The sequence below is a fragment of the Emticicia fontis genome, from assembly GCF_054779675.1.
This window is the reverse complement of sequence record NZ_BAAGXU010000032.1, coordinates 24,268-44,823: the sequence shown is the minus strand read 5'-3', so window position 1 is coordinate 44,823 and position 20,556 is coordinate 24,268. Positions and strand designations below refer to the sequence as shown.

At 39.6% G+C, this 20,556-nt stretch carries 14 protein-coding genes and 1 pseudogene; 4 read left to right on the top strand and 11 right to left on the bottom strand.

All coding sequences use genetic code 11. The features are described 5' to 3' along the window. Positions 1 to 1,371: pseudogene (locus tag ACYVFA_RS15375) on the bottom strand (gliding motility-associated C-terminal domain-containing protein); the annotation flags it as partial. A 265-nt stretch (positions 1,372 to 1,636) separates the two neighbouring features. On the opposite strand from ACYVFA_RS15375, the gene ACYVFA_RS15370 reads away from it, so the two are divergent. The 4 genes from ACYVFA_RS15370 (at position 1,637) to ACYVFA_RS15355 (ending at position 5,906) form a co-directional block, all read left to right on the top strand. Then, the gene (locus ACYVFA_RS15370) at positions 1,637 to 2,428 is read left to right on the top strand and encodes a succinate dehydrogenase cytochrome b subunit (protein ID WP_460472727.1); all 792 of its coding nucleotides are present in this window, start codon (positions 1,637 to 1,639) and stop codon (positions 2,426 to 2,428) included. 25 nt (positions 2,429 to 2,453) lie between these two features. Further along, positions 2,454 to 4,436, top strand: coding sequence for a fumarate reductase/succinate dehydrogenase flavoprotein subunit (locus ACYVFA_RS15365; protein ID WP_460472726.1), 1,983 nt, complete (start codon positions 2,454 to 2,456; stop codon positions 4,434 to 4,436). A gap of 57 nt (positions 4,437 to 4,493) precedes the next feature. Then, entirely contained in the window at positions 4,494 to 5,246 is a 753-nt protein-coding gene (locus ACYVFA_RS15360; protein WP_460472729.1) for a succinate dehydrogenase/fumarate reductase iron-sulfur subunit, read from the top strand. 225 nt (positions 5,247 to 5,471) lie between these two features. Continuing rightward, positions 5,472 to 5,906, top strand: coding sequence for a hypothetical protein (locus ACYVFA_RS15355; protein WP_460472725.1), 435 nt, complete (start codon positions 5,472 to 5,474; stop codon positions 5,904 to 5,906). Between the two features lie 22 nt (positions 5,907 to 5,928). Here the strand turns inward: ACYVFA_RS15355 and ACYVFA_RS15350 are convergent, their stop codons facing one another. From ACYVFA_RS15350 to ACYVFA_RS15305, 10 genes are all read right to left on the bottom strand, one after another. Continuing rightward, entirely contained in the window at positions 5,929 to 6,333 is a 405-nt protein-coding gene (locus ACYVFA_RS15350) for a Uma2 family endonuclease (RefSeq protein WP_460472724.1), read from the bottom strand. Between the two features lie 203 nt (positions 6,334 to 6,536). Continuing rightward, on the bottom strand, positions 6,537 to 7,523 hold the full coding sequence (locus ACYVFA_RS15345; protein WP_460472723.1) for a bile acid:sodium symporter family protein: 987 nt from the start codon (positions 7,521 to 7,523) through the stop codon (positions 6,537 to 6,539). A gap of 87 nt (positions 7,524 to 7,610) precedes the next feature. Further along, complete coding sequence (gene dnaN / locus ACYVFA_RS15340) at positions 7,611 to 8,735, bottom strand: DNA polymerase III subunit beta (protein ID WP_460472722.1); 1,125 nt, start codon at positions 8,733 to 8,735, stop codon at positions 7,611 to 7,613. 178 nt (positions 8,736 to 8,913) lie between these two features. Beyond that, a complete protein-coding gene (locus ACYVFA_RS15335; protein WP_460472721.1) occupies positions 8,914 to 9,750 on the bottom strand; it encodes a phytoene/squalene synthase family protein in 837 nt (278 codons plus the stop codon). A 33-nt stretch (positions 9,751 to 9,783) separates the two neighbouring features. Further along, positions 9,784 to 11,280 (bottom strand): phytoene desaturase family protein, encoded by a 1,497-nt coding sequence (locus ACYVFA_RS15330; RefSeq protein WP_460472720.1) that lies wholly within the window; start codon positions 11,278 to 11,280, stop codon positions 9,784 to 9,786. 180 nt (positions 11,281 to 11,460) lie between these two features. After that, positions 11,461 to 13,050: a sodium:solute symporter gene (locus ACYVFA_RS15325; RefSeq protein ID WP_460472719.1), complete on the bottom strand. Its 1,590-nt coding sequence runs from the start codon at positions 13,048 to 13,050 to the stop codon at positions 11,461 to 11,463. A gap of 248 nt (positions 13,051 to 13,298) precedes the next feature. Beyond that, the gene (locus tag ACYVFA_RS15320) at positions 13,299 to 13,871 is read right to left on the bottom strand and encodes a hypothetical protein (protein ID WP_460472718.1); all 573 of its coding nucleotides are present in this window, start codon (positions 13,869 to 13,871) and stop codon (positions 13,299 to 13,301) included. Between the two features lie 153 nt (positions 13,872 to 14,024). Next, the gene (locus ACYVFA_RS15315) at positions 14,025 to 16,337 is read right to left on the bottom strand and encodes a carbohydrate binding family 9 domain-containing protein (RefSeq protein ID WP_460472717.1); all 2,313 of its coding nucleotides are present in this window, start codon (positions 16,335 to 16,337) and stop codon (positions 14,025 to 14,027) included. 73 nt (positions 16,338 to 16,410) lie between these two features. Then, complete coding sequence (locus ACYVFA_RS15310) at positions 16,411 to 17,364, bottom strand: D-2-hydroxyacid dehydrogenase (protein WP_460472716.1); 954 nt, start codon at positions 17,362 to 17,364, stop codon at positions 16,411 to 16,413. A gap of 53 nt (positions 17,365 to 17,417) precedes the next feature. Next, positions 17,418 to 20,363: a DEAD/DEAH box helicase gene (locus ACYVFA_RS15305; protein WP_460472728.1), complete on the bottom strand. Its 2,946-nt coding sequence runs from the start codon at positions 20,361 to 20,363 to the stop codon at positions 17,418 to 17,420. Between the last annotated feature and the right edge of the window lie 193 nt (positions 20,364 to 20,556).

The following is a 20,556-nucleotide window of genomic DNA, read 5'->3' as shown; positions in this document are numbered from 1 at the left end:
TATCTGGCAATTGGCTGGAACGAAGTTAGAACAACCTTCTTTGCGATAAATCACGATTTCAATATCTTCATCCGGAATATTGCAATTCGGGTATTGTTGCCAACGGAGCTCTACTCCACGCTCTGAATTAGTGGCAGTCAAGCCTTTGGGGCGGGGTGGAATGACCCGTATTCTGACAGTTTTAATATCTGTCAGCTGAACTGCCGTTCGACCCGGGAAGTCTTCGACTTTAAACAGTACATCATAAGGCTGCTCCCTAACGTGTTTACAGTTAGTCTCCCAGGTAAAAGTACCTGAAGCCGGGCTATTCTGAATTATATCTAATGGCGTAAAGGTCGCTGCCTTAGGAGCTACAAACTCTATTACCCCTCCTGCATCACGGTTATAAACCCCACCCGTAGTTGAGATTTTTATCCTATTATTATCGGGGTCACGGGCCGTGACATTAAACTCTACCTTTTGTCCGGCCTCTACGCAAATCGGGGAGGGAGTCGTCAGCAAAGGTCGCTTATTAGGTGTTTCTACCACAATAATCTGCATATCCCTTGTTATCTCCCCTATCTTGGTATACGCACCGTTGGCCCCCTTTCGCCATTCTTCCACAATAAAGGCCACATTGACCTGATACTGGTTGACGGCCAGTTTACCAGGTGCATCCCATATTAAATCACCTGTAATGGCATCTATCCTGAAAAAAGAGGGACCCGATCCGTCTTCAGTTAACCTTCCGTCTCCCAAAGAAGACGGGTCTTTATAGCCTGCGGCAAATTCTCCTGCACCTGACCCATCATCCAGAGCTCTTTTGGGCGCAGTTAGGCGGTATGCCAGACTATCTCCATCGGCATCAAATGCACCCGGATTATGAATAAAACGCTTGCCTACTCCGGCAGTATCAACCGGAATATTTAATAAAACGGGGGTATTATTCAAGCCCAAAGCTCCATTTACTACAATAGTAGTTTCTACAAAGAAGCTAATCAGGTCTGTTGGCGCTTGTAGGTTGACAGTATTGGCATTTCTATTAGAGATACCGCAGGTAATCGTATATCTGCTTTGTGCCGGAAAGGTAAAAGTAGTATCATAGACATTACACATCGTTCCCGGATTAATTAGAAACTTCCTTTTCCGTTTCACATCATATAAGGGAACGCCTGGTACACCAAATGAAAATTTTACAAAATTGGCGCCCTCATTTGCTTGCACCCCATTAATCTGATCGGTATAGGTAGTTAAAGTAACACGATAAGTGAGTGTAGTTGTTGAAATTCTTTTAGCAGTTATTTCACCCGCGCGTAAGTGGGTGGCATGGGTTTGAGTTATTGCAAAAAATATAAGAAAAAAAGAAAAAAAAATAAACTTCAACGCTTTCATAAGCTCTTGATTAGGGTTTCTGTAAATATAAACGAAAAAATACCTGATTCGTTGTGTGCAATCTTATTAGTATTCGAAAACAGTTTTACTAATAAATGCTTCTTTATTTACGATACACGATTATTTAATAAAAAAGGTCTTTATTTTTATTGATTCTAAATAGTTTGTGGCTTACTTTTGACGCGCAAAAGTAATTGTACTTTTCTAAGTATTTTTCTCTATAAATATATAGCAGAAATTTTTAGGTCTCAAACTGAAATAAAGTATGTCTTGGCTTACAAAAACACTATCAAGCTCCATTGGGAAAAAAGTACTTATGTCATTGACAGGGCTTTTTCTTTGTACTTTTCTTGTAGTACACCTTTCGGGCAATTTACAACTTTTTAATAAGGACGGCGGGTATGCTTTTAATACCTATGCAGTTTTTATGACAAGTTTCCCGCTTATCAAGGTTATTTCTTACTTCAACTATTTCTTCATTCTGTTTCACGCGTTCTGGGGTTTATATCTTGAATTCCAAAATCGCAAAGCACGTTCGGTAAGATATGCTGTTGTCAGAAATTCTTCTTCGTGGTCAAGCCGCAATATGGCAATTTTAGGAACCGTTCTTTTGGTGTATATTGTTGTTCATATGAGCGACTTCTGGTATAAGTACCATAACGAGCCGCTACCTTATGTACAATATACGTCTGACGTAAGAACAGGCCAGGTAGTAGCTACTGAAATGCCGTCTACGTATACGCAAGACGTGAAAAAAGTTGAAATAAGCGATTTGGAAACGGGTACACATCTAGTAATTGTTAAAGACCTTTACAAAGAGGTGGCAAGAGTATTTCAAAATCCTATATATGTATTGATTTACGTGATAGGGATGTTTGCCGTAGGTTTCCACTTGTATCATGGTTTCCAGAGTGCTTTCCAGACTTTGGGCTGGAATCACCCGAAATATACCCCACTGGTTAGGGCCATCAGCACCTGGATTTTTGCCATTCTGATTCCTATCGGTTTTGCGGCAATGCCAATTTTCTTTTATGTAAAACATTTAATGGGTAATTGATTCTCAGACTAACAGATATATAGATATGTCCGAAAAAATAAATGCCAAAATTCCCGAAGGTTCAATATCGGAGAAATGGACAAAATATCGTTCTACTGTACCATTGGTGAATCCTGCCAATAAACGCAGTATAGAAATAATAGTAGTAGGTACCGGATTAGCCGGAGCGTCAGCAGCGGCTACATTAGCGGAGATGGGTTATAAAGTAAAAGCTTTTTGTTTTCAGGATTCACCTCGCCGTGCGCACTCAATTGCGGCTCAGGGGGGTATCAATGCAGCAAAGAACTATCAGAATGATGGTGACTCTGTTTACCGTCTGTTTTATGATACAATCAAAGGTGGTGATTATCGGGCAAGAGAGGCTAACGTACACCGTTTAGCAGAGGTTTCAGGGAATATCATCGACCAATGTGTGGCACAGGGTGTTCCTTTTGCCCGTGAGTATGGTGGATTATTATCAAACCGTTCGTTTGGTGGTACGCAGGTACAACGTACTTTCTATGCAGCCGGACAAACTGGTCAACAATTATTATTAGGCGCTTATTCAGGTTTGGAGCGTCAGGTAGGTATTGGTACCGTAACGATGTATAACCGTCATGAAATGCTTGAAGTAGTAGTGATTGATGGCAAAGCACGTGGTATTATTGCCCGCAACCTGATTACCGGAGAAATAGAACGTCATTTTGGACACGCTGTTCTTTTGTGTACAGGTGGTTATGGTAACGTATTCTACTTATCGACGAATGCGATGGGTAGTAACGTAACAGCAGCCTGGAAAGCACATAAAAATGGTGCCTTCTTTGGCAACCCATGTTTCACGCAGATTCACCCGACTTGTATTCCTGTATCAGGTGATCACCAGTCGAAACTGACGTTGATGTCAGAATCGTTGCGTAACGATGGTCGTATCTGGGTTCCTAAACAAAAAGATGATAAGCGCGCCGCTAACGATATACCTGAAGAAGAAAGAGATTACTACCTGGAGCGTCGTTATCCTGCCTTCGGTAACTTGGTACCTCGTGATATTGCCTCACGTGCGGCCAAAGAGCGTTGTGATGCTGGTTATGGTGTAGGTACTTCTAAAATGGCTGTTTATCTGGATTACGCCTCAGCTATTGAGCGTTATGGAAAAATTGAAGCCAATAAGAACGGGATGCACAACCCATCAAAAGATGAGATAATTGTGATGGGGAAAGCCGTAGTAAAAGAAAAATACGGTAACCTATTCGATATGTATAAACAGATTACCGGTGAAGATCCGTATGAAGTGCCTATGCGTATTTATCCGGCGGTTCACTATACGATGGGGGGTCTTTGGGTTGATTATAATCTGATGACAACCGTACCGGGCTTGTATGCTTTAGGTGAAGCGAATTTCTCTGACCACGGTGCTAACCGCCTGGGAGCATCAGCCTTGATGCAAGGTCTGGCAGATGGATACTTTGTAATTCCTTATACTATTGGTTCTTATCTGTCAGGTGAGATTCGTACGAAAGCAATCCCTACTGATCACCCTGCATTTGTTGAAGCAGAGAATAAAGTAAAAGAGCGCATCAATACATTCTTAACTATCAAGGGTAAACAATCTCCTGAATCATTCCACAAACGTCTCGGCAAAATCATGTGGGAAAAATGTGGTATGGCGCGTAACGAACAAGGATTGAAAGAGGCTATTGAAGAGATTCGTGCCTTGAAAAAGGAATTCTGGTCTGATTTACGTGTGATGGGAGATGCAGATGAATTTAATCCTGAACTGGATAAAGCCGGACGTGTAGCTGACTTTATTGAATTAGGAGAGTTGATGTGTATGGATGCCCTGAACAGAAATGAATCTTGTGGTGGACACTTCCGCGAAGAATACCAAACCGAAGAAGGTGAGGCATTGCGTGATGATGAAAACTATATGTATGTAGCTGCATGGGAATATGAAGGTGACAGCAAATGGGCCTTGAATAAAGAGCCATTGGTGTACGAAAATATCAAGATTGCGCAACGTAGTTATAAATAACCCCCTTGCCCCGGCAGGGGTGATTATAAAATATTTAAAATTATGTCAGAAGGTAATATGAACCTCACACTGAAAGTGTGGAGACAAAAAAATGCAAAAGTTAAAGGTAACCTTGAAACCTATCAGGTAGCTGGTATCTCAGAAGATATGTCTTTTCTTGAAATGTTTGACGTATTAAACGAGCGTCTGGTTTCAGAAAACAAAGAGCCTATTGCCTTTGACCATGATTGTCGTGAAGGTATCTGTGGTATGTGCTCTATGTATATCAATGGTCGCCCTCATGGCCCTTTGGAAGCGGTTACTACCTGTCAGTTGCATATGCGTAGTTTCAAAGATGGTGATACTATCGTGGTTGAGCCATGGAGAGCAACAGCATTCCCTGTTATTAAAGACTTAGTAGTAGACAGAACAGCTTTCGACCGTATCATCGCCTCAGGTGGATATATTTCAGTAAATACAGGTAATGCACAGGATGGTAACTCTTTACCAATTCCGAAAGAAGAAGCTGATAAGGCTTTTGCAGCAGCGGCTTGTATCGGTTGCGGTGCTTGTGTGGCAGCTTGTAAAAATGCTTCGGCGATGCTTTTTGTATCGGCTAAAGTTTCTCAGCTAGCTTTATTACCACAAGGTCAGCCGGAACGTGAAGAAAGAGCCATCAAAATGGTAGCGCAAATGGATGCTGAAGGGTTTGGTAACTGTACCAACACTGGTGCTTGTGCAATTGAATGTCCGAAAGAGATCTCTCTCGAAAACATTGCTCGTTTGAATCGTGAATTCTTAGGTTCTAGTATTGCTTCTACTGTGGCGTAAGACCGCCCCGCGCGGCGTCTGCCCGGCCCCTAAAGGGGTGTTAAGACGTAAGTTCGGGTATTACGTTTGAAGTTATATATATGCGAACGCCTGTCATTTTTTGGAATGGCAGGCGTTTTTTGTTGATGGCCTTTTAAAATAATTTTCAATTAGTTTGTTTATTAATTGGAATTTTGATTAATATTATCCCCGATACTGATTAACACCATCAAACTCTTTTACGTTATGAATTTGCTCCCTGACGAAAAAATCATTCTTGAATCGGATACGAAAGAAGTGATTCTGACTTCTCATAGAATCTGGCAGAAAGTAAATACATTTAGCTCTACCAAAGTGAAAAGTATAATGCTGGAAAACATTAGCTCTTACCAAACTTATCGTCAACCGAATATGATTGTCATGATAGTTGGGCTATTTATTGGTTTGTTGAGTACAGTAGGCCTCATTATGGGAGGAACAACGGAAAGATTTCTATCCCTGATTTTTATCGTATTTGTTGCTTCATACTATATGTGGTCGAAAAAGTATAAGATAGAAATATCGTCTTCCTCAACAAATATTATAATGGACGTTGATAATATGCCTCAGAAAACGAGAAATCAATTTATAGATAAGCTTGAAATTGCCCGGAATAAAAGATTGTTGATGCTGGCAAAATAGAAGAGTTCTTAAACGCTATTTATTATTGAAGCAAATCGTTTACTTGGATGTTGAAATCTTCTAAAACTGGGGAGGCTGAGCAAGTATCCTCTCCCATAGATATTTTTACCTCTTTTACAGAGGTGTAAACCTCTACCATTGCTTCATCAGGAAGTATTATCCATACTACCTGCACGCCATGCTCGAAGTATTCCTTTATTTTTTTCTTTACATCGTTTATCTGATCATGTGTAGATATAACTTCTATGCAAAATGCTGGGATAGCTTCTTCTTCGCTTTCAATTTGCTCGTTACTAAAGTAGGCCATATCAGGTCTTCTTAGCTGTATGCCCGTTAGCATCACATCCTGCTCGCAAATTAATTCACCACCATTCTGATGCGCCTGGGTTGTTAAGAAAAGTCTGCTTAATGTTTTAATTAGTTTCAACTGTTTCTTTTCATTCCAGAAAATCTAATTAACTCTCCGTCATTCCATTCGTACTTAAAGCCATCGTTACTTTCCCACTCGATAAACTCAGCAAGCGTACGAGGCAAATTAGTTGATTCTGTTGCTCTTGTCATAGCTTTACTTTTTACTAATCAAATATAAAAAAACTAAGACTCAATCCTATTTTAGTATTTATCTTTTCATTAACCTTTACCTTCTTTAGCAAACTTCTGCGCCATCACGCTCGCAGCAATTAGTTGCAAAGCATGGTATATCATTAAGGGCAATAAAATAATACCTACGATACTGCTTTGGGTAAATAAGACTTTTGACATGACTGTGCCATGAACCAGAGATTTTTTAGAACCACAAAACATCACAGTTATATTATCTGCCTTGCTAAAACCTAATAGCTTGCTGATAGTATTTGTTACGAGTATCACTGCAAAGAATAGCCCCAGTAAGCCTGCCATCAGCAAGATCAACTCTAAAAACGATAAATCTTTGAATAGATTCAGGGCAAATGATTTACAGAAAGACGTATAGATAATTATCAGGATAACAGACTGGTCGAAGGTTTTTAAGGCTGTTTTATACTTATCTGCAAACCAGCCTAAGCGTTTGTTGAGTAGCATGCCTATAATCAATGGCAATAGCACTTGTAAGCAAAGTTTACCAATGATACTCCAGGCATCAAAATTTCCTGTATCAGATACAATAAATAACCCTACCCATAATGGTGTCATAAATAAGCCTACCAGGCTTGAGATACTGGCATTGAAAATAGCTGCCGGAATATTGCCGTTGGCGATAGAAACCATCACTACTGAGGAAGAAACTGTAGAGGGTAAAGCAGCCAGATAAAATATGCCTAACCAAAGAGTTTGATTATCTCCAGCAAATAAGGGTTTTACTACAAGCGCAATGAGTGGGAATAATACAAAGGTTGTCAGTTGAATAACAATGTGCATTTTCCAGTTTGATAAGCCTTGTTTGAGTTTATCTGTACTTAGTTTCAGGCCGTAGAAAAAGAAGATGCCAGATACGCCGTAATTGGCTATTTCTTCTAAGGATATAGGCTCTTGCATTAAGCCGAAAGATGGGAAATAATAGGCTAACACAATCATGACGATAATGGCGCCTAAAAACCAGTCGAGGCCCATGCGCGATAGGAATGTCTTTATATTCACAATATCGGGTTTTAGTTTTGGCAATGCTAAACAAAAAGCCCTATAAACCAGATTGATTTATAGGGCTAAAGTATATCTTATGAGCTCTTATGCGTAAGTATTCAACATTACAGGCATAACTAGCATCAGGGTATCTTCATTATCAGTTTTTTCTACCGGAATAATCAAGCCAGCGCGGTTTGGCTGAGACATTTCCAGAGAGATATTCTTCACGCTTAAGTTATTCAACATTTCAATTAAAAACTTCGCGTTAAAGCCAATCTCAATTTCATCTCCATCGTATTCGCAGCTTAATTTCTCTGTTGCTTCGTTCGAGTAATCCAGATCTTCGGCTGAAATCACTAGTTCATTAGCCGAGATTTTCAAGCGAATCTGGTGCGTTGTTTTATTAGAGTAGATTGAAATACGTTTCAATGTACTTAATAATTCTGTACGCTCAATTTTCAGCTTATTCGGATTATTCTGTGGAATAACATTTTCGTAATCAGGGAAACGCTCGTCAATCAGGCGGCAAATCATTTTGATATTACCGAAACTGAAAAAGGCATTTGAATTACTGAATTCTGCTTTTACTGGCATTACTTCGCCCGGCAAAGAAGATTTCAATAGATTCAGGGCCTTGCGAGGTAAAATCATTGAAGTATTATTCGGAGATTTTACATCTTCGCGACGGTAGCGAATCAAACGGTGGCCGTCGGTAGCTACGAAGGTTGTAGCTGTGTCTGATGCCTGTACAAATACGCCTGTCATGGCAGGGCGTAAATCGTCTGTACTTGTAGCAAATATGGTATTGGCAATAGCCGAGGCTAAAGTATCTGAATCCATTTCAATGCTGAAATTACGATTTACTTGCGGCACACGTGGGAAATCCATCGGATTCTCACCTGCCAGTTTATAACGACCATTGGCCGTTACTAATTCTGTTCCGAAAGTTTCTTCGTCAACATTGATTTGTACCGGCTGTTCCGGCAAACTACGAAGTGTATCTAATAATAAGCGGGCAGGCACGGCGAAAGAACCACTATCACGAGAATCAACTTCAAATTCAGTAATCATTACTGTTTGCATATCCGAAGCTGTCACAGTTAAGTTACCTTTATTCAGTTGGAATAAAAAGTTCTCGAGGATAGGAACGATAGGGTTACTAGCAATCACACCATTAATGGTAGAAAGATGTTTAAGCAGAGCGGATGACGAAACGACAAACTTCATGTGTATATGAGATTTCTTGTAAATATCTGACTATCAAACGCTTACCCTCAAAACTTATGCCAATCGGTTTGGCAGAGGATAAGTTAGCAAAAATAGCAAAAAATCTCGTGTTTTCCAAGTATAAAACAACAAAAGCTTGCTGATTTTTCAACCAGCAAGCCGTGTATTTAGGTCATAATCAGATGGTGTTCAAACCACTTCGTAGCCATGTTTTAGCTAATAAAGCGAGTTTGATGGTATCCGGCACCCGGATACGTTCTTGTTGTATACGAGCGGCCGAAGTTCTTTTTATTCGTTCGAACAATTTCAGATAATAACAATAAGCCAGATAAACACCCTTTCTTGCTCCACCAGGCAATCCCATAATGCCAATATAGGCATTATCAAAGTCTCGCTGAATATCTTCTTCTATCTGTTTTTTTCCATTTCCACAGAAATTACTGAAATCAACATTCGGAAAATACACCCTGCCCCTTTCCGAAAAATCACTTTGAATGTCTCTAAGGAAATTTACTTTCTGAAAAGCAGCCCCCAGGCTTTGCGCATAAACTTTTAGTTGGTCAAACAGTTGTGTATCACCTTCACAAAAAACACGCAGACACATCAACCCTACTACCTCTGCCGAGCCATAAATATATTTATCATACGCATTTCTATCATATACCCGATTCTCCAGATCCATTTCCATACTTTCCAGAAATGCAGCTATCAGTTCGTGTTCGATTTTGTACTGTTTTACCACCTTTTGAAATGAGTGCAAGACCGGATTCAGGCTTATACCCTCTTCGATAGCCCGATAAGTTTCTTCACCATAGCGGTCGAGCAGCGTCTTTTTATCAAAATCGTGAAAAGTATCCACAATTTCGTCTGCATACCGCACAAAGCCATAAATCCCATAAATCGGGTCATGGAATTTGCGGTCGAGCGTTTGTATCCCTAAGGTAAAAGAGGTACTATAGCTCCTGGTTATGAGCCTGCTACAACCGAACGTAGTTTTTTCAAACAAATCAAACATTACTTTTTCATTTTTAATGGTGGGGCAATATTCTTAAGTAATCGTTACTTCTTTCTTTATTTTTCCAAACTCTTTTATTACCTGATTAGCTACTACCAATCCTGAAATCAATGAGGGTGGCACACCAGGTCCTGGCACTGTCAACTGACCCGTATAATACAGGTTTCTAACCTTTTTGTTTTTCAGACCCGGCTTTAGAAATGCTGTCTGCATCAGAGTATTAGCCAAACCATAGGCATTTCCGCGAAACGAATGATAGTCCTTTTTAAAGTCGCTAACAGCAAAGCTTCTTTTATATATCACATGTTGTCTGATACTATGCCCCACATATTTTTCCAGCCGTTCCATTACCATATTGTAGTATTTCTCACGTATTTCTTCTCCGTCAGCTAAATCCGGGGCAATCGGTATCAGAATAAAAAGATTTTCGGCACCCAGCGGTGCTACACTCTCATCTGTCTTTGAGGGTGCCGAAACGTAAAATAGTGGTTTTGAAGGCCATTTGGGGTGTGTATAGATTTCGTCGGCATGAACATCAAAATCTTCGTCAAAAAACAAATTATGATGTATAAGCTTATCAACTCTACAATCAACACCTATATAGAACAATAAAGACGAAGGCGCCATGGTGCGGCTTTGCCAATATTCTTCTCTGTAATTTCTGTGTTCCTGATCCAGCAATTGGCTGTCAATGTGATGATAATCTGCTCCACCAATGACAACATCTGCCTCATATTCTCCAATGTCGGTAATTACTTTCTTTGCTACTTTATTATCGACAATAATGTATTTTACGGCTTCGTTAAGCCGTATATTTACCCCTTTTTCTTCAGCCAGTTGCACCATTGCTTTTACTATTTCGTGCATACCACCCATCGGGTACCATGTTCCTAAAGCTATTTCTGCATAGTTCATCAGGCTATACAAAGCCGGGGTATTTTGCGGAGTAGCGCCTAAAAACAGTATCGGAAACTCCATTAACTGAAGCAATCTTCTGCTCGAAAAAAACTTTCGGATATACCTGCCAAATGAAGCAAATAAATCTAAGCTCAATGCCTTTGATACCAGACGATAATCAAAAAATTCGGTAATTGATAAGCTGGGTTTCCAGACAAACTCACCAATACCGACTTCATATTTATATCTGGACTCTTCTAAAAACGCGTCTAATTTTTTACTACTTCCTTTTTCTATCCTTTCAAATAATGCTTTTAGTTCTTCCAGGTCAGCAGATAACTCAACGTCTTCGTTTTCGCTAAAAATAACTTTATATGAAGGGTTCAATCGTACCAATTTATAGTAATCACTTACTTTTTTACCAAACTCTGCAAAGTATCTTTCAAATACGTCAGGCATCCAGTACCAGCTTGGTCCCATATCGAATGTAAAACCTTGCTCTTCAAAAACTCTGGCTCGCCCACCGGCCATTGAGTTTTTTTCCAGGATTGTTACATCATACCCCGCATCTGCCAATTTGGTTGCTGCCGAGAGTCCTGCAAAACCCGCCCCGATTACTATCGCTTTATTCATATAAAAAAGACCTCACTTGTGGTAATATTAGTATAAACTCTGTTTGTTTAATTTTGTTCGAAAAAAATTAAACAAAATTAAAATAAATTCCTAATCAATGAAATTTACGTCAAGATTATAAAAGCAGATTCAAATAAAAGGCCATTAAGTATAAAATCTTAATGGCCATAGTATACCACATTATCTATAAATCCAGACTACAATGGCAGTGATAATCAAAGAGATAAGTGCCAGCATACGATAATTCTGATGCCAGGGTAAACCTTTTAAACTGGCAGTATCGGCATCATATATTTTTTGGGTATATATCATGCCTTTGATTTTCTCATAATCCGGTTTAGGAGTCATGATGCTCACAACCATTGTAATCAATCCACAAATAATTAAAAGGATAGGAGGCGCTACCAAAAAATGAAACGAACCTAAGAAACTTGTTTCAGGAGAAATAACTGTCCAAACTGCCAGTGCAAAACCTATCATTAAACCAACGAATGCGCCTGTACCATTGGCTCGTTTCCAGAATAAACCTAATAAAAAGACAGCAACGACCGGAGGGCTTATCAATCCCAATATACGCTGCATATAGTTCATCAGGGAATCAAACCGGGCTATTTGTGGCGACCATAACACGGCAATCAATACAAATACCAGCGTAGCTATTTGCCCTGCTCGTACCAGTTTTTTTTCACTCAAATCTGGTCTGATTTTCTTAACGAAATCCATGGTTACCAAAGTAGAAGCAGAATTAAGCGTGGCTGAAATGGCACTTGCCATAGCTGCCAGAAAACCCGCCACAACTAAACCTATCAACCCATGAGGTAAGAGATTGAATACTAACGTCGGGAATGCCTGATCAGAATTAGTCATTTCAGGAAATAGTTTCAGCGTGGCAATACCGGGGAGGACTAATAAAAACAGAATTGGGATTTTCAGCACTCCTGCAAATAAAGCACCTTTGCGGGCTTCATCTACACTCTTGGCACTTAGTGCACGTTGTACAATAAACTGATTATTACACCAGAAATAAAAACCTAATAAAGGTACTCCAAACACCAATCCCTGCCAGGGCATATCGGGGTGATTAGCGGGTAATATGAGGTGCATAAAAGTCGGGCTTTTAGCATTAGCAGTTTTGACGATTTCGCCATAACCACCTGCTTTGATATAAGTAATGGTGGCTACGATTACGGCTGAAATTAATAGGATAATTGTATTGAGTACCTCTGTTTTCATTACTGAAGATAGCCCCCCTAAAACTGTATAAGAAGCAGCAAATAGGGCTAAGGCTGCAATAACCAAAACAGTGGGCACTTCGGGGTAAACCAGTTTGACAATCAAAGCTCCGGCAAACAAGGTACCTGCTGTATCAATAAAAATATTACCAACCAATGTTATGAATGAGAAATAATATCTGGAGCGACTATCGAAGCGTTTTTCCAGAAACTCGGGCATGGTATAAATGCCCGTTTTTAAATAGAATGGCAGAATAAAAACGCAGAAAAAAGCCAACACAACGGTGGCCATCCACTCGTAGTTATAGAAAGCAATACCACCTTTGGTTGCACCACCTGTAATGGCGACTAATGAATTGGAAGAGATATTGGCGGCGAACATCGATAATCCGATGGTAAACCAGGTCATGTCACGGCCACCTAAAAAGTATTCGTCGGAGCTACCTTTTTTACCACTCCGGATACCATACCAGATAATGCCGACCAGATACAGGATAATAATCCCGAGGTCAAAAGGGCTTAAGCCAAATTGATTCATTGTTCAAAAGTTATTAGTTTAGGTATAAATAATAGGAAGTTTAGTTATTGGGTAATTAAGAATCAGTAATCTGATAATCGTCTGGCACCGCTTATTCACTAAATCGATCAATTACTGATTTACTCAATATCAATTGTACAAATAAGAGAAAAAATTTGATTTTTTAAAACTTATCTTTTCGATTCCGGCATTAAAAAAGGGCAGGAAAATATTCTCCTACCCTTTTTGTACACTCTCATTTATTTAAATCAAACAGTATCTGTTTCTTCTTCGTATGAATCCTCGTCAGTATTATACGTTCTGGGCGAAGATTGCTGATTGTTTTCTAAGCGATTATTATAATAGTGGTCATTGTCATTATAACGACGGTTCCTGTCTTCGTCATAATTTCTTCTATCTCTATCATCATATCTGCGGTCTCTATTATCGTAGTCATCCCGATAACTTCTGTCATCATTATACCTGCGGTCTCTGTCGCGATAATAGGTGTCATCGCTCCAACGGTGGCAACGGTCATTACAATCGTATCCACGGCGGTGATAATGACGCCAACCCATTCCGCCGCCAATAATAATTGGTGGAGGCACTACATATACTCTTGGTCGATACCCCCATGAAAAACCAATAGTCGGTGGTGGCACAACGATTCGGGGTGCATAAAAACGCGGAATAGCGATTCGCGGAACGATTACACGGGGAGCCAACCGTACGTAAGGGCGAGGCGGAACATATCGATACCTGTATCCACGGCGTTGGGCGTTGGTTTCGGTAACGAAAAGCATACAAAACAAAACAAGAATGGCAAAGGCGTTACGTTTCATAATATCTGTTCATTTTTGTTAATGATGCACTTATATAGGCAAAGGTTGCATACATAAGAATTTTTAACAAAGACATCTGAAAACTGTCTCACCCCTATACTTATATAGTTTTTTGAAGCAGAGATAAGAAAAGATTCTTAGTCTAATCTATGTCTAAATATTCAGCCAATAAGTCATTTTCAGAATCAGGGCTCTGTTTTTTGGCGCCCATGCATTTACATAATATTTGCTAATGTTTTCAGCAAAATAATTATCTGTATATACCAAGAAAACATCACTTACCGGACGGAATCTCCATTGGAGGCGAGAGTTAATATTGATATTATTAGTCTGGGTATTGTACTGGAAGAAAGTACTGAAAAACAGGCTTTTTGATACCGCCAACTCGGCACGAGGGCCTAATAACCAGTATTGTACGCTATTGTAAGGGGCTGGCAAATCTATTTTAGTATAATTACAATCAAGGGTAAAAATACCATACGGTTGAAAACGATAGGCGATGCTACTTTGTAATATATTCGCTTTCCCGTTGAAATACTTCCCAACGTTATAATCAAACATACCTGTCAGGTTATTGCGCTGGCTGCTGGTGTATCCTATATTAATTACTTTAGAGCGATAATCTCCAATAGGTAGCTCCACTACATTTTTATAAGTATCGGGGTTCGGATTATCGCTGGCATTCGTAGGGTCGAAGCTATTGAATAAATGGGTGAAACTCCAGACATAGGCTATATAGGCTTCATCGCCTGCCGGACTATTGGCAAACAAGAAAAGACTTGTCTCGCTATCTAAGCGTCTACCTTTCAAATCGAATACATCACTCCCCTCTGTGCCAATACCATAAGTATTAATATACTTTGCAATAGACTTAGATTTTGGGTTCAATATAAATGTAGCCGGTCGATACAATTGCCAGATGCCTGTGCGTGGTACAAACCCAATATCGGCCCGATAATTTGCTCCGATGCGTTGTACTCCAAAATTCAGGTCGATATGCGGGTGGTGGTAGCCCATAAAATGAGCTGCGCTTCCGGCATCTTTTTTCCCGTCAGGCGAGAAAGATTCATGATAATAAGTTTCAATCTCGAAGCGACTATCCTTTGAATAATAGTTAAACTCTAATCCCCCTACCCTATTATACTTCCGGTAATTTTGTGTTTGCTGTTCAGATAAATCACCAAACAGGTTTTCTTTGTTGGTAAAAATACCTCCTATAGTTGATCGGGTGAATATCTTCCTTTGAAGCGTAGCTACTGAATAATTAGCGGCAGGCAGATAAGTATCGTTGCCAAAATTCACTTTTCTGGTCTGCATATTCATTAACCCAATCCGCCATTTATCGTTCAGCTTTCCACTCAGGCGAGCACCTGCCAGAATTGGCACTTGCTGATTTAGACCTGTGAGCGGATTACGCGTGATGCCTATGCGACGGGAAAAGAAAGGACGGGTATCAGGGAAACCGAAAGTACCAAAGAGGTCATTATTCTCTAAGAAAAACTGACGCCTTTCAGGGAAAAACAATTCAAAACGGCTCAGGTTAGTTACCTGTTTATCAACTTCCACTTGTGAGAAATCAGGGTTGACTGTCAAATCTAAGTTTAATGAAGGAGTAACAGCCACTTTAGCATCTAAACCAATACCTTTAGGATAAGCAGAACTGGAAGCCAAAGGACTTAAATTTTCTTCATTTCTAGGAAAATCCTTTTGCGCAGCTAATGAAATATAAGGAATCACCGATACATTGGCGCCGGGTTTAGGAGGTTTCTCATCCCATATCATTAAACCTGTAAATGCTAAATTTGCAGGTGCAAAATTACGTGGAACCGGCCTCCAACTTGAGCGTTCATTCTTTTTCAATACATTTCTTGTAAAATTCACCCGCCAGGTATTCTGTTCATCGGCTACTTTGTAGCGGAGCGTTTTAAAGGGGATTGCCATTTCGACTGTCCAATAATCATCATAATTTCGTACCTGTGAGTACCACTTATTATCCCAATAGTTCGATACCTCTCCACCATTATAAATTAAACCCTCTCGCTGCACTCCATAAGGATTTACAACAAACTGAAAGGCATTCAGGCGGTCTTTAAATGTATCTAAATTTACTATAAACACATCGCTCGTGCCCTGTTCAAAATCTCTTTTTAATGAAGCGATAGTATAGGTGCTTCGGGGCTGATAGCAAATAGCGCCTACATACAGGAAATCATTATCAAAGGCTATGCGAACCACTGTCTGTAACTGAGCAAATGAAGTATCATAAGGACGACCGAGAAAAAAATCTTTGGCAATGTCAGCAGTCTTCCAGATTTCTTCTTCTAAAAGACCATCCAATTTGATTGGAACGGCAGATTTTTTAATGTGGATACTGTACTTTTCTTCGTTTGTGATTTTGTTGTCTTGTGCTAATAGGCTACTCATTACGCATAGGATAGCTCCTATGGTAGCGTAAAGTTTTTTCATAAAAAATTAATAATACGGATAGTACTTGTTATACATGGTCACAGCCGAAAAAGTTGCATTTTCAGCAGAAATATTAAGAAACCACGTTAATCGATGCTCCTTTTTGGTATGCTCTGATATTCTCTACGGTTCCTTTCAATAATAATTTCCGTGCTTCTACACCTGCCCAGGCAATGTGAGGAGTAATGATACAGTTTTTAGCAGTCAGAAGCGGATTATCCTGTGCCGGAGGCTCTGTTGAAAGTACGTCTAAACCAGCCCCTGCAATCTTGCCTGCATTCAAGGCTTCTGCTAAATCGGCTTCATTAATTAAGCCCCCACGAGAAGTATTGATTAATATGGCTGATGATTTCATCAAGTTTAAAGAATCTTTATTAATAAAGCCTTGATTGTCGGCAGTTAATGGGCAATGCAGACTTATAAAATCGCTTTCTTTCAACACTTTTTCTATTTCGCACAACTCTACGCCTTCAATACCACCACTAGTCAGGTCTCTTTTATTGGCCAGAACCTCCATACCAAAACCTAAGCCGATATTCGCTACTTTTTTGCCAATATCCCCAAAACCGATAATACCTAATGTTTTACTTTCTAATTCAACCAGAGGATTTAAATAGAAACACCAGTCAGCAGAAGAAGGCCATGTCTGGTCGATATTTTCAGCGTGTTTTGCTACCTGATTAGTAAAGCTGAGCATCAAAGAAAAAGTCAATTGCGCTACTGATGCTGAGCTATAACCTTTCACATTGGTTACAATTACACCATGCTCTTTAGCGGCTGCCATATCTATAATATTATAACCCGTGGCTGTCACCCCAATGTATTTAAGATTGGGCAACTGACTTATAGTCTCACGATTCAACTGACACTTATTTGTTAGTATAACTTCTGCATCTTTTGCTCGTTCAACAATCTGGTCTTTAGATGTACGGTCGTAGAGCGTAACCTCTCCTAAGGTATGAAGGATGGATAAATCTAAATCTCCGAGAGCATTAACAGTATAGGCGTCAAGGTAAACGATTTTCATATGAAGTGCAATTTTAAGGTGAATCTATTTTGTTGTACTAGTTATTAATATGGTTAGGCAAGTAAATTCAGAATATCCTCTTTCGACAATGATTTTACAAAAGTCTCCTCAGTAGTAATCAGGTTATCGAATAGTTTTCTTTTGTTTTGTTGTAAGGCCAGAATTTTCTCTTCTACTGAGTTACGGGTGATAAATTTATAGGTGAAAACCGTGTTTTGTTGGCCTATTCTATGGGCTCTATCAACGGCTTGTGCTTCAATAGCCGGATTCCACCAGGGGTCTAATAAGAAAACATATTCAGCGGCTGTCAGGTTGAGCCCTAAGCCTCCGGCTTTTAATGAAATCAGGAATATTTTGATTGTTTTGTCAGTTTGAAAACGGTCGACCTGATCCTGTCGATTCATGGTTGAGCCATCCAGATAACAATAAGGGATATTGTTTTGATCGAGATAATGTCTGAAAATGGCCAGGTGTTTCACAAACTGACTGAACACTAAAACTTTATGTTCTTCTTCAATAATCGTTTCTAATTTCTGAAAAACCTCCTCGTCTTTACCCGAATTGCCCTCATAACCTTCATCAATCATGATAGGGTTATTGGCTAATTGTCGGAGCTTGGTTAAGCCTTGTAAAACCACCATTTGTGATTTCCCTAATCCATCTTGTTCTATCTGTTCTAAAATGATATTTCGGTAATAAGACTTCGCTTCTTCGTAGGTTTTCTCCTGCTCTTCAGTCATATCACAATAATGCACACTCTCCACTTTAGGTGGAAGTTCGGTAGCTACCTGTGATTTATGCCTGCGAAGCATAAAAGGTTTAATAAGGCTATATAAATGCTTTGTCTGTTTTTCGTCCTGATGTTTTTCAATAGGAATTTGATATTCGTTTTTGAAAAAACTCTGTGTACCCAAAAGCCCCGGATTAATGAAGGTCATTTGTGTCCACAAATCCATCGTACTGTTTTCTAAAGGCGTACCTGTCAGAATCAGACGATTAGCACTATTCAATTGCATGACTGCCCTTGAAATATTAGACGTTGGATTCTTAATAGATTGTGATTCGTCTAGGATTACATAATGGAAACGATAATCCTTGAGGAAATCTATGTCTATTCTCACAATGCCGTAAGAGGTCAGAATCAAATCATAATTATCAAATTGCTCAGTGTTTTTTTCGCGATAAGTACCTGTATAAACAAAAGTTTTCAGGTCAGGTGCAAACTTCTCAATCTCCTTTAGCCAGTTATATACCAGTGAAGTGGGCATAATCAGCAAGCTTGGATGTTGGGCAAGACCTAATTCTTTTTGCGATTGCAAAAAGGCGAGCGTCTGAATGGTTTTCCCTAAACCCATATCATCGGCCAGACAACCGCCAAATTTGTATTCAGATAAGAATCTTAACCAATCGTACCCTGCTTTTTGATAAGGGCGAAGGGTTGCTAATAAACCTTGAGGTGTAGGATATTGGTTGATTTTCTCAAAATCCCGTAGTCTTTCCAGTTTTCGGGTAATGACTGAATGAGCTAAGCCTTCATCAGTTAAATCTTGTACTAAAACCAAATGATGTTTTTTAAGAATAATATCATCTTCCTCTGTATTTTCTACAAAACTGAATAACTCTGAATAACGTGTAAACCATTCTTCCGGAATCACCGCAATTTGCCCATTCGGCAAGGTAAACTCACGCTTATTAGCTATAATCAGGTTGCGGAGCTTCAGGAAAGGTATTTCATATTCTCCGAAACGCACTTTTGCCTGAATATCAAACCAGTCGTTCTTTTCTTCAATATTTATTTCAATGGCTGAATAGCCCAGAAAATACTGCTTCTGATTCAGGGTATTCTCCTCTTGCTTCACCTCAAAATTATTATTCTCCAGCAAATTTGCATGACTTTGCAGCCATGAAAAAGCTTGTGCTTTCGGGAATGATAAGCGGCCCTGGCGTAAGTCAAGTCCCCATTCCTTCAACAAGTTTATCTGGTAACGCTCATAGACCAAATCACGTTTTACTTTATGGAAAATCCAGTCATTCCCATTCTTCTCTACATTCACATAAGCCTCAGCCGAAAAACTGTCGAAACGAAATGTATACTTGCCATACTGAAAAGCCAGATCAAAAACTATTTTGCTCTCTTTCTCGTCCTTTTCCTCCTCGTCCTGGTCGAACATGGTTGCCATTACTTTCTGATTACTATTTACCACCTCAGCAATAGTTAGTACAGGTCTTGACGTATGCTTTTCGAATCGTATCTCAAAGCCTTGCGCAAATACATCAAACTGGGCAATGAGTGGCGCAATGAATTTCTGATAATACGTTTCCTCAATATTGCGGGGGATAATGATATGGTTTTTATTCAGAAATGGTCGGAGTTTCTTCCCGTCTACATTTTTCTCGAAATGGTATAGCTTATTGTCAATTAATAACCAGGCAGGCTCTTCGCACAAAACACTGGCGTTTTTGAATTGAAATTGTACTCTTTCCCCCTCACATTTAATGGTCGGGAAATAGTGTGTGTTTTCTTCGTTGCGGATGAAATTAAAAAATACCCTTGCCCCTTCCTGCACCATCTTAACCGATTTCCATGTCGGTTCGCCATCGGTTCCCATGATAAATACCTGCTTGTTGAGCAGTTTTTCTAAAATCTGGGAACGATGTTTCTCCATATAGCTATGAAGTGTTTCCTGTAGCAGTTTATCGCCTTTGTCGGCATCAAATACTTTCAGGAAAAAATCAAGCGTGCTTATTTTTCGTTGATTAAATTTTTTGAGTACTGTTTCCTGCTGAATGGCGTCAATGAGTTTCACCAATTCAAAATCTGTGGTGTCTAAACGTTCGGAGAACTCGCGGATATTTTTTGAGGAAACATTCTGGTTCAATAGTGTAAGCTCGCCCTTTCCATTGAGTTGAACAATAAAAGCTTCGAATAAAAAGCCTAAATATTCATGTTCGAACAATGAATAGACAATTTCAAACGGTTGTTGAGTAGATACTTTCATGTTAACAAAATATGACGCCCTGCCAGTAGGATGTTTGGGAGAAACTTTTCTTATCTGTATCATGGCTTAGACTTTGGCGGTAGTACAAACTACAAAAATGATGATAGATTAGCTGATTTGCAAGGAAACCCCCATAATAAAAAAATGTAGCAACACGATTGCTCATGCTGCTACTGGTAAAGGGAAGAAAGAT

Bases quoted from the DNA above. Each gene is read 5' to 3' on its own strand.
- ACYVFA_RS15370 (WP_460472727.1), top strand. From the start codon at position 1,637: ATGTCTTGGCTTACAAAAACACTATCAAGCTCCATTGGGAAAAAAGTA.
- ACYVFA_RS15365 (WP_460472726.1), top strand. From the start codon at position 2,454: ATGTCCGAAAAAATAAATGCCAAAATTCCCGAAGGTTCAATATCGGAG.
- ACYVFA_RS15360 (WP_460472729.1), top strand. From the start codon at position 4,494: ATGAACCTCACACTGAAAGTGTGGAGACAAAAAAATGCAAAAGTTAAA.
- ACYVFA_RS15355 (WP_460472725.1), top strand. From the start codon at position 5,472: ATGAATTTGCTCCCTGACGAAAAAATCATTCTTGAATCGGATACGAAA.
- dnaN (WP_460472722.1), bottom strand. From the start codon at position 8,735: ATGAAGTTTGTCGTTTCGTCATCCGCTCTGCTTAAACATCTTTCTACC.
- ACYVFA_RS15335 (WP_460472721.1), bottom strand. From the start codon at position 9,750: ATGTTTGATTTGTTTGAAAAAACTACGTTCGGTTGTAGCAGGCTCATA.
- ACYVFA_RS15330 (WP_460472720.1), bottom strand. From the start codon at position 11,280: ATGAATAAAGCGATAGTAATCGGGGCGGGTTTTGCAGGACTCTCGGCA.
- ACYVFA_RS15325 (WP_460472719.1), bottom strand. From the start codon at position 13,050: ATGAATCAATTTGGCTTAAGCCCTTTTGACCTCGGGATTATTATCCTG.
- ACYVFA_RS15320 (WP_460472718.1), bottom strand. From the start codon at position 13,871: ATGAAACGTAACGCCTTTGCCATTCTTGTTTTGTTTTGTATGCTTTTC.
- ACYVFA_RS15315 (WP_460472717.1), bottom strand. From the start codon at position 16,337: ATGAAAAAACTTTACGCTACCATAGGAGCTATCCTATGCGTAATGAGT.
- ACYVFA_RS15310 (WP_460472716.1), bottom strand. From the start codon at position 17,364: ATGAAAATCGTTTACCTTGACGCCTATACTGTTAATGCTCTCGGAGAT.
- ACYVFA_RS15305 (WP_460472728.1), bottom strand. From the start codon at position 20,363: ATGAAAGTATCTACTCAACAACCGTTTGAAATTGTCTATTCATTGTTC.